Consider the following 13,756-nt stretch of genomic DNA (forward strand, 5'->3'; position numbering starts at 1 on the left):
CGGGTGTTACCGGGCCGAGGCGCGGAGGGCCAGCCGGTGCGATGCCTCGGGTTCGAACCGTTGGCCGATCGGGAACCGGTCGCGGTCGGCATATCGCAAGCCGGACGACGAGGAACGGGAGCCTGCGCCGGGGGCGCCCGCCGCCCGCCGCCGGCGACGGATGAAGGCTCTCGCGGCACGCGACGTACCGACCGCCGGGTTGCGCGCCCGGCTCCGGGCAGCCGTCAGCCGATCGACGCCTTTCCTCGTGCCGTCCGTCCCGGCAGGAAACGCTCCTTCATCTCCAGCACCTTCTGCACCTGGGCCCCGAGCGTCAGAAGCTGCACGAGGCGTTGCGTGTCGAGGCGGCGCACGTCGCCGTACCAGCCGGCGAACAACTCGAAGAGATCGCGCATCTCGGTCAGGCGTTGCTGGGCGTAGCGTTCGTCGTCATCGCTCGCCGCCTCCATCAGCAGTTCGCGCAGCAGCGTCAGCGTCGGGTCGATCTCGCGCTTCTTGCGCTCCTCCACCAGGGTCCGGACGATCTGCCAGATGTCCTCCGGGGTCGAGAAGTAGTCGCGGCGGTCGCCGGGCCTGTGCTGCAGGCGGACGAGGCTCCAGGCCTGCAGCTCCTTGAGCCCCATGCTCACGTTCGAGCGGGACAGGCCGAGCTTGTCCACGATCTCCTCGGCATTGAGCCCCTGCGGCGACACGAACAGCAGCGCGTAGATCTGGCCGACCGTGCGATTGATGCCCCAGCGGGAGCCCATCTCGCCGAAATGCAGCACGAAGGCTTGCACGAGGGGAGGAAGCTGCATCGCCCGCTATGCCTTGAGCCAGAGGCGCAGCACGAAGGCGATCCCGCCGCCGACGACGACCCCGCCGATCCAGAGGGCCACGAACCAGCCGAGCCGGCCGGCCCAACGCGGCATCAGCCCGCTCAATGGTAGCCGTCCGCGCCGACCTTGCCCCGGAAGACCCAGTACGCGTAGGCGGTGTAGGCTAGGATGACCGGGATGAGGACGCCCGCGCCGACCAGCATGAAGATCTGCGAGGATCTCGGCGAGGCCGCCTCCCAGATCGTCACCCGGCCGGGGACGATGTCGGGATAGATGCTGATTCCCAGACCGACATACGACAGGCCGAACAGCCCGAGCGCCAGCAGGAACGGCGCCCGCTCGGCCCCGCGCATGTGCGTCCAGAAGAACAGGACGCTGCCGAGCACGACCAGCAAGGGCACCTGAGCCGTCAGCAACACGTTCGGCCAGGCGAACCAGCGGGCGGCGAAGGCGGCGTCGAGCAGCGGGGTCGCCGCGCTCACGGCCGTGATGCAGGCGATGGTGGCGATCCCGAACCGGAGCGCCATGCGTCGGCCGAGTTCGCGCGTCGTTCCCTCGGTCCGCATCACGAGCCACGTGGCGCCCAAGAGCGCGTAGCCCAGCACGAGGCTGATCCCGGTGAACAGGCTGAACGGCGTCAGCCAGTCCCACCGCCCGCCGCCGTAGCCGCGCCCGGTGACGGCGATGCCCTGGAGGAGAGCGCCCAGGGCGATGCCCTGCGCCAGGGCGGCGACCAGCGAGCCGCCCGCGAAGGCGACGTCCCAGAAGGCGCGATGGCGGGGATCGCGCCAGCGGAATTCGAACGCCACGCCTCGGAAGACCAGGCCCAGCAGCATGGCGACGATCGGTGCGTAGAGGGCGGGCAGGATGATCGCGTAGGCGAGCGGGAACGCGGCGAAGAGGCCGCCGCCGCCGAGCACCAGCTACGTCTCGTTGCCATCCCAGACGGGCGCGATCGAGTTCATGGCGACGTTGCGTTCCTCCCCGGCCCGGAGGCTGGGAAACAGCAGCCCGACGCCGAGATCGAAGCCGTCCATCACCACGTAGGCGAAGACCGCGAACGCGATCACGAAGGCCCAGACCGTCGAGAGATCGAAGGCGGCGTCCATGGCTCCTACTCCGCCGGCTGCAGATGGCGATCGGGATCGACGGCGGGCGCGGGCGTGAGGCCGGCGGCGCGGATCGGCAGGCCGACCTCGGGGCCTTCCTCGCCGCGATGGGGCGCATGCGCCATCAGCCGCAGGATGTAGAGGATCCCCATGCCGAAGACCGAAAGGTAGATCACGACGAAGGCGAGCAGCGAGCTCGCGACGGCCGGCACCTGCAGCGGAGACGCGGATTGCGCGGTGCGCAGCAGGCCGTAGACCGTGAAGGGCTGGCGGCCCACCTCCGTCGTGATCCAGCCGGCCAGCACCGCCACGAAGCCCGCGGGCCCCATCGTCACCGCGACGCGGTGCAGCCAGGTCGTCTCGTAGAGGCGCCCGCGCCACCGCGCCCACAGGCTCCACAGGCCGACGCCCAGCATCGCGACGCCGAGCCCGACCATGATGCGGAACGACCAGAACACAATCGGCACCGGCGGCCAATTCGCGCGCGGGACGCTGTCGAGCCCGTCGAGGGCGGCGTCGAGCGAATGCTTCAGGATCAGCGACGAGAGCTTGGGCACCTCCAGCGCGTAGCGGACGGTCGCCGCGTCCTGGTCCGGCAGGCCGAACAGGATGAGCGGAGCCCCGTCCGGATGACCCCGGAAGTGGCCCTCCATCGCCATGACCTTGGCCGGTTGATGCGCGAGCGTGTTCAGGCCGTGGGCATCGCCCGCGAGGATCTGGAGCGGCGCGACGCAGGCCAGCATCCACATCGCCATGGAGAACATGGTGCGGGCGCCCGCATTGGCGCGGTCCCGCAGCAGGTGCCAGGCACCCACGCCGCCGACCACGAGCGCCGTCGTCAGGTAGGCGGCCAGCACCATGTGCACGAGCCGATACGGGAACGACGGGTTGAAGACGATCGCCCACCAATCGAGGGGCACGAACTGATCTTGCGCATTCGTGCCGTACCCGGCCGGCGTCTGCATCCAGGAATTGACGGATACGATCCAGAATGCCGAGAAGCCGGTGCCGACCGCCACCATCAGGGTCGCCAGCATGTGCAGGCCGCGGCCGTCCTTCTTCATGCCGAACAGCATCACGCCGAGAAAGCCGGCCTCCAGGAAGAAGGCCGCCATGACCTCGTAGGCCATCAACGGCCCGAGCACCGGCCCGGTCCTGTCGGAATAGACCGACCAGTTGGTGCCGAACTGATAGCTCATCACCAGGCCGGAGACGACGCCCATCGCGAAAGCGATGGCGAAGATCTTGAGCCAGTAGTGGAAGAGATTGATGAACACCTCGCGGCTGGTCGCCAGCCACAGACCTTCGAGCACCGCGAGGTAGCTCGCCAGCCCGATCGAGAAGGCCGGGAAGACGATGTGGAAGGCGACGGTGAACCCGAACTGCGCCCGCGCAAGCGTCAGCGCGTCGATCTCGGATAGGAGAGACATGCCCGCGGCCTCGTCGATCTCGTCATTTCAGGAATTACCGAAATGACGATAAGAATGCAAGCCTATACGACGCACAAGGACAGGTCGGATGTCGCATCGGCGGATGCCGCCGGGACCACGGGCCTGCAGGCGGGCGCCGGAGGTACGCGCCATCGCCGACCCCGCGATCCGATGACGAAGCCCCGACCCGCCGGCCTCGGCCAATCCGGCTGGCTTCGAGGGTCGCTTCGGAGCCCGTTCGACGACGGGCGCCGCCGAGCCGCCTCGGAAGGGCGGTGGCGGCCAGCGCTTCAGTACGTCCAGCGCTGCGCCTTTGAGACGAGGAAGTCGCGGAACGCCTGGACGCGGGCGACCGTGCGCATCTCCTCGGCATAGACGAGATAGCTCTCCAGCGTCGGCATCTCGCTGTCGCGCAGCACCTGGACGAGGTGGTCGTCGCCGTCGACCGCGTAGTCCGGCAGGATGCCGATGCCGGCGCCGGTCTCCATCGCCCGCTGCAGCGCGCCGATGTTGTTGACGGTGAAGGCGACCGGGCGGCGCTCGCGGCCCTCGCGGCCGACATTGGCGAGCCAGTGCGCCGCCAGCAGGTAGGACGGCTCGTTGCCGCCGAAGGAGACGAGGCGGTGCTCGTCGAGGTCCTCGACGGTCTTGGGCTCGCCGAAGCGCTTGACGTAATCCTGGCTGGCGAAGGCGTGGTAGTGCACCGTGAACAGCCGGCGCTGGATCAGGTCGGGCTGGGCCGGCCGGCGCATGCGGATCGCAACGTCGGCCTCGCGCATGGCGAGGTCGAGCTCCTCGTTGGTCAGGATCAGCTCGATCCGCACGTCCGGGTAGAGGTCGAGGAATTCGGCGACGCGCTGGGCGAGCCACGCGGTGCCCAGCCCCACGGTGGTGGTCACCTTGAGGTCGCCCGACGGCCGCTCGCTGGTCTCGACGAGGCGGGCGCGGGTGTTCTCCAGCCGGAGCTTCATGTCGCGCGCGGCGCGGAACAGAAGGTCGCCCTGCTCGGTCAGGATCAGGCCGCGGGCGTGGCGGTGGAACAGCGGCGCCTTCAGCTCGCGCTCCAGGGCGCTGATCTGGCGGCTCACCGCGGATTGGCTCAGGCCGATGTCGTCGCCGGCACGGGTGAAGCTGCCGGCTTCCGCGACGTTGAGGAAGATCCGGATCTTGTCCCAATCCACGGCGAGACTCCCTCACGCACCCAGACGACGCCGAGGCACGCGCGCCCCATTCCGGCCACCCGCGCCGTCGACCGACGCAGGCGTTTCCCGGACCCGCTGCGACGCATCGGACCCGGCTGCGGTCGAACGGGCCCGGCCTCGTCGCGACGCCCGCCACTCATGCGTCCTGAGCATGGTCGCGCGCAAGGCGCCGCAAAAAGAAAATGTTGACAGATCCTCGGCGCGGGGCCGAACCGCGCAGTCCTCACCCGCCCGAACGGGGATTCGGGCCGGTGGACGAGCTCGCGCTTACTCGGCGGCGGCCTGTCGCGGGCTCTCGCCGATGTCGAGGTTGGCGAGGTACTTCTCCGCTTCCAGCGCAGCCATGCAGCCCATGCCGGCCGCGGTGATCGCCTGGCGGTAGACGTCGTCGGTGACGTCGCCGGCCGCGAACACGCCGGGAATCTCGGTCTCGGCGGTGCCGGGGCGGACGCTGAGGTAGCCGCCGTGGCGCATCGCGAGCTGGCCCTCGAACACCTCGGTCGCCGGCTTGTGGCCGATCGCGACGAACACGCCGTCGACCGGCACCGCGCTGGCCTCGCCGGTGCGGGTGTCCTTGAGGCGCAGGTGCGAAACCGACGGTGCGGGCGTGGTGGTGCCGCAGATCTCGTCGATCTCGCGGTTCCACAGCACCTCGACGTTCGGATGCTTGAACAGGCGCTCCTGCAGGATGCGCTCGGCGCGGAAGCTGTCCCGGCGGTGGATCACCGTGACCTTCGAGGCGAGGTTGGCGAGGTACAGGGCCTCCTCGACGGCGGTGTTGCCGCCGCCGACCACCGCCACCGGCTTGCCGCGGAAGAAGAAGCCGTCGCAGGTGGCGCAGGCCGAGACGCCCCCGCCCTGGAACTTGGCCTCCGACGGCAGGCCGAGCCACTTCGCCTGGGCGCCGGTGGCGATGATCAGCGCGTCGCAGGAATAGGTCTCGCCGGAATCGGCCTCGAGCCGGAACGGGCGCACCTTGAGGTCGACCTTGGTGATGTACTCCGACAGGATCGTGGTACCGACATGCTCGGCCTGGAACCGCATCTGCTCCATCAGCCACGGCCCCTGGATCGCCTCGGCGAAGCCCGGATAGTTCTCGACGTCGGTGGTGATCATCAGCTGGCCGCCGGGCTGGAAGCCCGAGATCAGCAGCGGCTGCACCATGGCACGGGCCGCGTAGATCGCGGCCGTGTAACCGGCCGGCCCCGAACCGACGATGATCAGCCTGGAATGGGTGTGGGCCATGACGTCCTCGAATCCCTCGCTCTAAGCCTCGGCGGCGTGCCGGCCGGCCGGCAGACCGCCCTGTGCCGCCCGGAAGGCGGCGTAGCCGTCGGCGAGCGCCTGGGCGATCACCGGCGTGGCGTTGATCGGCTTGTAGGCCAGCGGCTCCAACCGCCCGGTAAACGGCCGCAAGGCGCCGGCCATCGCCAGCCCCGCGAACATCCGCCGGTGGCGGATATAGGTACGCGGCAGGTCGAACAGCAGCACCGGCGCGCCGGTGGACACCGCCTCGCTGACCATGTTCGCCGAATCGGAGGTGACCACCACCGCGTCGGCCAGCGCCAGCATCGCCACGTAGGGGTTGTCGCCGCCGCCGTCCCAGAGGAAGCCGCCGGTCTCCGAGACGAGCGTGCGGATCGCGTCGCGCAGGGGGTCCGGCGTGCGGCGCGAGACGGTGACCATCAGCCGGCAGCCCGACCCGGCGAGCTTGCGCAGGTCGTCGACCAGGCGCTGCATGTCGAGGGCGCGATAGCTCAGGTGTCGGCTGTCCCCGCCGATCAGCACCGCGACCCGCGGCCCGTCGAGCGCCGTCAGCCGGGGGTCCGGCCGCGCGCGGGCGGCCGCGATCCGCTCGGCGGTGACGAGGTGCGGCGCGGTCAGCGTGGTGAAGACGTTGGGGCCGCGCAGGTCGTCGTAGTCGGGCACCCAGATGAAGTCGGCGCTGTCGTGCCCGGTGCGCGGGTCCTTCAGGAAGGCGGTGAAGGTGCGTCCCGGCGCGGCCCGGCGCATCGCGCGGAGATAAGGCACCGCGCGCCGCCCGGAGGCGATCAGGATGTCGGGATAGGGCCCGGCCAGCGCGCCGCGGCTGCGATACGGGCCCTGGCGCGGGTCGATCGGCCCCCACGGCGCCGTCCAGCCGAACGGGCCGCGCGACGGCACCCGGCGGATCTCGTAGGACAGGCGAAGGGTCTCGGCGATGCCGACGCACTGGTTCTCGTCGCCGGCCTTGCCGTCGGTGACGATCCAGGCGCGGGCGCCGGAAAGCGCCGGGGCGGCGTGCGTCTCGGAGGGGGGGATCACGTCAGTCGACGGGCAGGTTGCGGACGAGCCAGTCGGCGTAGATGTCGGCGATGGCGGTCACGCGGCGGCGCTCGGATTGCGGATCGTACCACGCCCCGCCGAAGCTCGACGGGGTGGCGGTGAGCTGCGGGTGGCGCCCGAGGATCGCGCCGTCGCGGGCGACCAGCAGCGCCTCGCCGTCGAGGTAGTCGTTCTGCGAGCCGCCCCCGAAGCCGGAGCGGCCGCTGTTGTTGCCACCGGCGTAGGGCCGCAGCGAGAAGCCGCGGACCAGGACCACGAGGCTCGGGCCGCGGCCGCCGAGGCGGGCCGCGAAGCGGCTGCGCAGGGCCGCGGTCAGGTCGGCGCGCAGCGCCTCGGCCTCTGCCCCGGCGCCGAGCGCCACGAGCGGGCGCACGTCGACGCGGACGTCGGAGAAGCGGTCGCCCCGCAGGCTCGGGAAATCGCCGGCCGAGGCCGGGGCGGCGACGGCCGAAGCGGTCACGGCCAGGGCGGTCACGGCCGGTGCGGCCAGAGCCGGGAGGGCCAGCAGCCCGGCGATCCAGCGTCGCGCCATCCGCACCGGTCAGCCCCCGTACCGGATGCCGACGACCTCGTAGGACTTGCCGCCGCCGGGCGTCGTCACCTCGACGGAATCGCCGACGCCCTTGCCGATCAGCGCCCGCGCGATCGGCGAGGTGATCGAGACCCGGCCCGAATGCACGTCGGCCTCGGGCTCGCCGACGATCTGGTAGGTCTTCTCTTCCTCGGTATCGTCGTCGACGAGCTTCACGGTCGCGCCGAACTTGATCTTGTCGCCCGAAAGCTTGGTGACGTCGATGATCTCGGCGCGCGCGATCAGGCTCTCCAGCTCGAGCACGCGGCCTTCGTTGTGGGACTGCGCCTCCTTGGCGGCGTGATACTCGGCGTTCTCGGAGAGGTCGCCATGCGCGCGCGCCTCGGAGATCGCCGCGACGATGCGCGGGCGCTCCACCTGCTGGCGGTGCTTCAGCTCCTCCTCCATGGCTGCGAAGCCACGCACCGTGATCGGAACCTTGTCTATCGCCATCGTCTCGCGCCACAATGAAGAGGCCCGGCCGGACGCGGGGATGCCGCGCCCTCCGGGCCAGATTCCAAAACCTGTCCGAGCGCAGGGTCCGCGATCGGTCAGAAACGTCGTATCGCCGCCCGGCTTCAGGCTGCGAAGTATTCCTGCAGGGCGCGGACCCGAAGGTCACCTTCGAGATAGGCCTGAATGCCCTCGGCCGCCGCCATCGCTCCGGCCAGAGTGGTGTAGTACGGCACCTTATGCAAGAGGGCCGCCCGGCGGAGCGAGCGCGAGTCCGACAGCGCGCCGGCCCCCTCGGTGGTGTTCAGGACGAGCTGGATGTCCCCGTTCTTGATCGAGTCGACCACGTGCGGCCGGCCTTCGAGCACCTTGTTCACCCGGTCGCAGGCGACGCCGTTCTCGACGAGGTAGCGCTGGGTGCCGCCGGTCGCCACGATCGCGAAGCCGAGCCCGGCCAGCAGCCGGATCGAGGGCAGGATGCGTGCCTTGTCGCCGTCCCGCACCGAGACGAACACCGTCCCCGAGCGCGGCACCTTGGTGCCCGAGCCGAGCTGGCTCTTGGCGAAGGCGACGCCGAAGCCGGCATCGAGCCCGATGACCTCGCCGGTGGAGCGCATCTCCGGCCCGAGGAGCACGTCGACGCCGGGGAAGCGCGCGAACGGGAACACCGCCTCCTTCACCGCGATGTGGTTGAGGACCTTCTTCTTCAGCCCGAACGCGGCCAGGGCCTCGCCAGCCATGACCCGGGCGGCGATCTTGGCGATCGGCTCGCCGATCACCTTGGCGACGAACGGCACCGTGCGGGACGCGCGCGGGTTCACCTCCAGCACGTAGATCGTGCCGTCCTTGATCGCGTACTGCACGTTCATCAGGCCGCCGACCTTCAGCGCCAGCGCCATCGCCTTGGTCTGGCGCTCCAGCTCGGCGATGATCTCGGGCGAGAGCGAGCGCGAGGGCAGCGAGCAGGCCGAGTCGCCGGAATGGATGCCGGCCTCCTCGATGTGCTCCATGATCCCGGCGATGAACACGTCGGTGCCGTCGCAGACCGCGTCGACGTCGATCTCGACCGCATCCGACAGGTAGCGGTCGAACAGCAGCGGGTTCTTGCCGAGCACCGTGTTGATCTGGCCGGTCTTGTCGTTGGGGTAGCGCGACTTGACCTCGGACGGGATCAGGCTCGGCAGGGTGTCGAGCAGGTAGTCGGCGAACTGGGTCTCGTCGCGGATGATCGCCATGGCGCGGCCGCCGAGCACGTAGCTCGGGCGCACCACGAAGGGCAGGCCGAGGTCGGCCGCGACCATCCGGCCCTGCTCGACCGAGTAGGCGATGCCGTTCTTGGGCTGCTTCATCCCGAGCTTGTCGAGGAGACGCTTGAACTGGTCGCGGTCCTCGGCGAGATCGATCGCGTCCGGCGAGGTGCCGAGGATCGGCACGCCGGCGGCTTCGAGCGCGCGGGCGAGCTTCAGCGGCGTCTGGCCGCCGAACTGGACGATGACCCCGTGCAGGGTGCCGTTCTGCCGCTCGGTCTCGATGATCTCGAGCACGTCCTCCTGCGTCAGCGGCTCGAAGTAGAGCCGGTCGGAGGTGTCGTAATCGGTCGAGACCGTCTCCGGGTTGCAGTTGACCATGATGGTCTCGTAGCCCGCCTCCGACAGCGCGTAGCAGGCGTGGCAGCAGCAATAGTCGAACTCGATGCCCTGGCCGATCCGGTTCGGGCCGCCGCCGAGGATGATGACCTTCCTGGCCGCGGTCGGCTGGGCCTCGTCGGCGACCGTGCCGGCGAAGGGGGCGACGTAGGTCGAGTACATGTAGGCGGTCGGCGCCTTGAACTCGGCGGCGCAGGTGTCGATCCGCTTGAACACCGGCCGCACCTTCAGCGCGCGGCGCGCCTCGCGCACCGACGGCTCGTCGGTTCCGGCGAGGACGGCCAGGCGCGCGTCGGAGAAGCCCGCGGCCTTGAGCTGGCGGAACGCGCCCGGCGTCGCCGGCAGGCCGTGCGCCTTGACCCGGTTCTCCAGGTCGATGATGCCCTGCAGCTGCTCCAGGAACCACGGGTCGATCTTGCACGAGGCGTGGACCTCGGCATGGCTCACCCCGAGGCGCAACGCCTGCGCGACGTTGAGCAGCCGGTCCGGCGTCGGCGTGCCGATCGCCGCCTTGATCGCGTTGTGGTCGTCGCCCTTGCCGAGCCCCTCGATCTCGATCTCGTCGAGGCCGGTGAGCCCGGTCTCGAGGGAGCGCAGGGCCTTCTGCAGCGATTCGGCGAAGCACCGACCGATCGCCATCGCCTCGCCGACCGACTTCATTGCGGTGGTCAGCGTCGGCTCGGCGCCGGGGAACTTCTCGAACGCGAAGCGGGGGATCTTGGTGACGACGTAGTCGATCGTCGGCTCGAACGAGGCCGGGGTCGCGCCGCCGGTGATGTCGTTGGCGATCTCGTCGAGGGTGTAGCCGACGGCCAGCTTGGCCGCGACCTTGGCGATCGGGAAGCCGGTGGCCTTCGACGCCAGCGCCGAGGAGCGCGACACGCGCGGGTTCATCTCGATGACGATCATCCGGCCGGTGGCCGGGTCGATGGCGAACTGCACGTTCGAGCCGCCGGTCTCGACGCCGATCTCGCGCAGCACCGCGAGGGATGCGTCGCGCATCACCTGGTATTCCTTGTCGGTCAGCGTCAGCGCCGGCGCGACGGTGATGGAATCGCCGGTGTGGACGCCCATCGGGTCGATGTTCTCGATCGAGCAGACGATGATGCAGTTGTCCGCCTTGTCGCGGACGACCTCCATCTCGTACTCCTTCCAGCCGAGCACCGATTCCTCGATCAGCACCTCGTTGGTCGGCGACGCGTCGATGCCGCGCTCGACGATGTCGAGGAATTCCTCGCGGTTGTAGGCGATGCCGCCGCCGGTGCCGCCCATGGTGAAGGACGGCCGGATGATCGCCGGCAGGCCGACCTCGGCGAGCGCGATCAGGGCCTGGCCCAGCGCGTGCTCGATGTAGCGCTTGCGCCGGTCGCCCTCGCCCGCATGCCAGGTCTTCTCGAAGGCGGCGACCGCCGCGTCCCGGTCCACACCCGCAGGCCACCGCGCCTCGATGCGGGCGATCTCGGCGAGGCGCCTGTCGCGGTCGGCCTTCTTCGGCACCGAGGCGTTGGCGAGCTCCGATTTCGGCGTCTCGAGGCCGATCTTGGTCATCGCGTCGCGGAAGAGATGGCGGTCCTCGGCCTTGTCGATGGCCTCGGCCGTCGCGCCGATCATCTGCACGCCGTACTTCTCCAGCACGCCCATGCGCTGGAGCGAGAGCGCGCAGTTCAGCGCGGTCTGGCCGCCCATGGTCGGCAGGATCGCGTCCGGCCGCTCCTTCTCGATGATCTTGGCGACGATCTCCGGGGTGATCGGCTCGACGTAGGTCGCATCCGCCATGTCCGGGTCGGTCATGATGGTGGCCGGGTTCGAGTTGACCAGCACGATCCGGTAGCCCTCCTCGCGGAGCGCCTTGCAGGCCTGGGTGCCGGAATAGTCGAACTCGCAGGCCTGCCCGATGATGATCGGCCCCGCACCGACGATGAGGATCGAGGAGATATCGGTGCGCTTCGGCATCGGACGCCTTGGATGCGCTCACGCGTGCCCGACCGCGCAGCCCGGCTCTCGGGGCGGCGCGGATGGGCGCAGGCGGCGGGATTGTCGTTGAGACCCGCGTCTACACGCAGCCGGAGGCGTTTGAAAGGGCGTGTGCACGCATGGTTGGGCCGCCCCGAAACCGGGGACGCGTTTCCGACCCGGCCGGGATGGGTTCAAGCCCTTTCAACGCTCGACCGGATGATGCGCCCCCCTCCCGCACGCGGGGAGAGGGATCGCTTGGCTGTCGAAGCAGGAGCGGAGAAACCGCCCTGCTCGCGTCAGAGGCCGGCGTAGAGCGCGGCGACGGCGCGGTCGATCGAGAGGTAGAACACGCCGAAGGCGACCAGCGCCGCGACCGCGAACTCCATGGCGACGCTCGGAAGCGTCTGCGAGCGGCGGATCACCTCGCGGCCGAAGACCAGCGAGACCCAGGCCAGCGTCAGCAGCGCCGGCATCACGAACAGGTAGGAGACCGTGCTCTCGATGTGGTCGAGGCCGTTGGCCGGGTCGAGGATCGCGCGGATGTTGCGCACCCACGGCGCGTAGCAGGCGGCGTAGAGCGTGGTCAGCCACGACAGGCCGACGGCGACCCCGAGATGGAAGCTGAAGATGCGGTGCAGACGGGAGAAGTCGTCGCGCGCGTCGTCGAAGGTCATTCGTCAGCCCCGTTCATCGTCGAGATCGGCCCGGCGACGATCGTTGCGGCGTCGTCGTTAACGGGCGGTTGACGACGGGATGGGGGACGATCCTGTGTTTTGTGTGACGCCGGGCCCCAGGCCCGGCGCCCAAATCGTGGCAGTCCCGGTCTAGCCGACGCCCTCGAACAGCGCCGAGGAGATGTAGCGCTCGGCGAACGAGCACGCGACCGTGACGATGCGCTTGCCCTTGAACTCCGGCCGGCTCGCCAGCTCCAGCGCCGCCGCGACGTTGCCGCCGGTGGAGATGCCGCCGGGGATGCCCTCGAGGCGGGCGAGCTCGCGGGCGGTCTCGAACGCCTGCTGGTTCGAGACGGTGATCACGCCGTCGACGATCGCGCGGTCGAGGTTGTCCGGGATGAAGCCGGCGCCGATGCCCTGGATCTTGTGCGGCCCCGGCTGCCCGCCGGAGATGACCGGCGAATCCGTCGGCTCGACCGCGAACACCTTCAGGTTCGGCAGGCGCGGCTTCAGCACCGAGCCGACGCCGGTGATCGTCCCGCCGGTGCCGACGCCGGCCACGAACGCGTCGAGCTGGCCGTCGGTGTCGTTCCAGATCTCTTCCGCCGTCGTCCTGCGGTGGATCTCCGGGTTGGCGGGATTCGAGAATTGCTGCGGCATCACCGAGCCGGGGATCTCGCCGAGCAGCTCCTCGGCCTTGGCGATGGCGCCCTTCATGCCCTGCGGGCCGGGCGTCAGCGCCAGCTCGGCGCCGAGGAAGGCCAGCATCTTGCGGCGCTCGAGCGACATCGTCTCGGGCATCACCAGGATCAGGCGGTAGCCGCGGGCGGCGGCCACGAAGGCCAGCGCGATGCCGGTGTTGCCGGAGGTCGGCTCGACCAGGGTGCCGCCGGGCTTCAGCTTGCCCGAGGCCTCCAGCGCGTCGATCATGTTGACGCCGATGCGGTCCTTCACGCTGGCGATCGGGTTGAAGAACTCGAGCTTCAGCAGGATCTCGGCGTCGATGCCGCGCGCCTGCGGCAGGCGGTTCAGGCGGACGAGCGGCGTGTTGCCGATCGTCTCGGTGATCGAGCCGTAGACGCGGCCATGGCCGGGCTTGCGGGCTGGGGTCTCGACAGATGCCATGGTCGCGAATCTCCGAAGGACGCTCAGGTGACGGCGCGCCGGGCCGCCCGCGCGGGGGCGGGACCGGGCGTTTCCGGAGCCGGGATATCGCGTGCGGCGGGCGGGGGCAATCGGGCCAAGTGCCGGATACGGCGATCATTTTCTCCCGCGGCGGCGTGCCTCGCCGAAGCGTGGAAGATCGCTTCTGCGCGGCCGGCGATACGGGGAAGATCGTTCTTCGCCGGCCGGGTCGCGGCGGCTGCGTCAGCGGGCGCCGAGCGCGAGAAGGAGGCCGAGGAGCGGCACGGCGGCTGCGATCCAGGCCGCGCCGGGGTGGAAGCTCGGCGGCGCGACGTAGCGGGAGGCGTCGTGCACGCCCGCGCGGAGGGTCGCTCGCCCGAGACCGATCTTTGCCGCCATGCGCCCCTCCGACCGTGAACCGGATCGAAGAAGGCGCGGGAGCGTCTC

At 70.0% G+C, this 13,756-nt stretch carries 12 protein-coding genes and 1 pseudogene; all 13 read right to left on the reverse strand.

What is annotated here, in order from left to right:
- Positions 1-224: 224 nt before the first annotated feature.
- The gene (locus MKK55_RS07035; RefSeq protein WP_243933905.1) at positions 225-797 is read right to left on the reverse strand and encodes a GbsR/MarR family transcriptional regulator; all 573 of its coding nucleotides are present in this window, start codon (positions 795-797) and stop codon (positions 225-227) included.
- 6 nt (positions 798-803) lie between these two features.
- The gene (locus MKK55_RS07040; protein ID WP_243933908.1) at positions 804-911 is read right to left on the reverse strand and encodes a DUF2474 domain-containing protein; all 108 of its coding nucleotides are present in this window, start codon (positions 909-911) and stop codon (positions 804-806) included.
- A gap of 8 nt (positions 912-919) precedes the next feature.
- Positions 920-1,927 (reverse strand): annotated as a pseudogene (gene cydB, locus MKK55_RS07045) (cytochrome d ubiquinol oxidase subunit II).
- A 5-nt stretch (positions 1,928-1,932) separates the two neighbouring features.
- Positions 1,933-3,357 (reverse strand): cytochrome ubiquinol oxidase subunit I, encoded by a 1,425-nt coding sequence (locus MKK55_RS07050; protein WP_243933910.1) that lies wholly within the window; start codon positions 3,355-3,357, stop codon positions 1,933-1,935.
- A 290-nt stretch (positions 3,358-3,647) separates the two neighbouring features.
- On the reverse strand, positions 3,648-4,538 hold the full coding sequence (locus MKK55_RS07055; RefSeq protein WP_147727817.1) for a LysR family transcriptional regulator: 891 nt from the start codon (positions 4,536-4,538) through the stop codon (positions 3,648-3,650).
- A gap of 288 nt (positions 4,539-4,826) precedes the next feature.
- Positions 4,827-5,804 carry a thioredoxin-disulfide reductase gene (gene trxB / locus MKK55_RS07060; RefSeq protein WP_243933912.1) on the reverse strand — a complete coding sequence of 326 codons (978 nt, stop codon included), beginning with the start codon at positions 5,802-5,804 and terminating at the stop codon, positions 4,827-4,829.
- A gap of 21 nt (positions 5,805-5,825) precedes the next feature.
- Positions 5,826-6,863, reverse strand: coding sequence for a mitochondrial fission ELM1 family protein (locus MKK55_RS07065; protein WP_243933913.1), 1,038 nt, complete (start codon positions 6,861-6,863; stop codon positions 5,826-5,828).
- Position 6,864: 1 nt separating this feature from the next.
- Positions 6,865-7,416: a hypothetical protein gene (locus MKK55_RS07070; protein ID WP_243933915.1), complete on the reverse strand. Its 552-nt coding sequence runs from the start codon at positions 7,414-7,416 to the stop codon at positions 6,865-6,867.
- Positions 7,417-7,425: 9 nt separating this feature from the next.
- On the reverse strand, positions 7,426-7,902 hold the full coding sequence (gene greA, locus MKK55_RS07075) for a transcription elongation factor GreA (protein ID WP_187274882.1): 477 nt from the start codon (positions 7,900-7,902) through the stop codon (positions 7,426-7,428).
- A 131-nt stretch (positions 7,903-8,033) separates the two neighbouring features.
- Positions 8,034-11,507, reverse strand: coding sequence for a carbamoyl-phosphate synthase large subunit (gene carB / locus MKK55_RS07080; RefSeq protein ID WP_243933917.1), 3,474 nt, complete (start codon positions 11,505-11,507; stop codon positions 8,034-8,036).
- Positions 11,508-11,806: 299 nt separating this feature from the next.
- A complete protein-coding gene (locus MKK55_RS07085; RefSeq protein ID WP_147727012.1) occupies positions 11,807-12,184 on the reverse strand; it encodes a hypothetical protein in 378 nt (125 codons plus the stop codon).
- Positions 12,185-12,334: 150 nt separating this feature from the next.
- Positions 12,335-13,309: a cysteine synthase A gene (gene cysK / locus MKK55_RS07090; RefSeq protein WP_243933919.1), complete on the reverse strand. Its 975-nt coding sequence runs from the start codon at positions 13,307-13,309 to the stop codon at positions 12,335-12,337.
- Positions 13,310-13,552: 243 nt separating this feature from the next.
- The gene (locus tag MKK55_RS07095; protein ID WP_187276110.1) at positions 13,553-13,708 is read right to left on the reverse strand and encodes a hypothetical protein; all 156 of its coding nucleotides are present in this window, start codon (positions 13,706-13,708) and stop codon (positions 13,553-13,555) included.
- Positions 13,709-13,756: the final 48 nt, after the last annotated feature.

The sequence above is a fragment of the Methylobacterium sp. J-059 genome (genome assembly GCF_022829485.1).
Taxonomy (GTDB): domain Bacteria; phylum Pseudomonadota; class Alphaproteobacteria; order Rhizobiales; family Beijerinckiaceae; genus Methylobacterium.

Coding starts and splice junctions, on each gene's coding strand:
- trxB (WP_243933912.1), bottom strand. CDS start 5,804: ATGGCCCACACCCATTCCAGGCTGATCATCGTCGGTTCGGGGCCGGCC.
- MKK55_RS07050 (WP_243933910.1), bottom strand. CDS start 3,357: ATGTCTCTCCTATCCGAGATCGACGCGCTGACGCTTGCGCGGGCGCAG.
- cysK (WP_243933919.1), bottom strand. CDS start 13,309: ATGGCATCTGTCGAGACCCCAGCCCGCAAGCCCGGCCATGGCCGCGTC.
- MKK55_RS07035 (WP_243933905.1), bottom strand. CDS start 797: ATGCAGCTTCCTCCCCTCGTGCAAGCCTTCGTGCTGCATTTCGGCGAG.
- carB (WP_243933917.1), bottom strand. CDS start 11,507: ATGCCGAAGCGCACCGATATCTCCTCGATCCTCATCGTCGGTGCGGGG.
- MKK55_RS07095 (WP_187276110.1), bottom strand. CDS start 13,708: ATGGCGGCAAAGATCGGTCTCGGGCGAGCGACCCTCCGCGCGGGCGTG.
- MKK55_RS07040 (WP_243933908.1), bottom strand. CDS start 911: ATGCCGCGTTGGGCCGGCCGGCTCGGCTGGTTCGTGGCCCTCTGGATC.
- MKK55_RS07070 (WP_243933915.1), bottom strand. CDS start 7,416: ATGGCGCGACGCTGGATCGCCGGGCTGCTGGCCCTCCCGGCTCTGGCC.
- MKK55_RS07085 (WP_147727012.1), bottom strand. CDS start 12,184: ATGACCTTCGACGACGCGCGCGACGACTTCTCCCGTCTGCACCGCATC.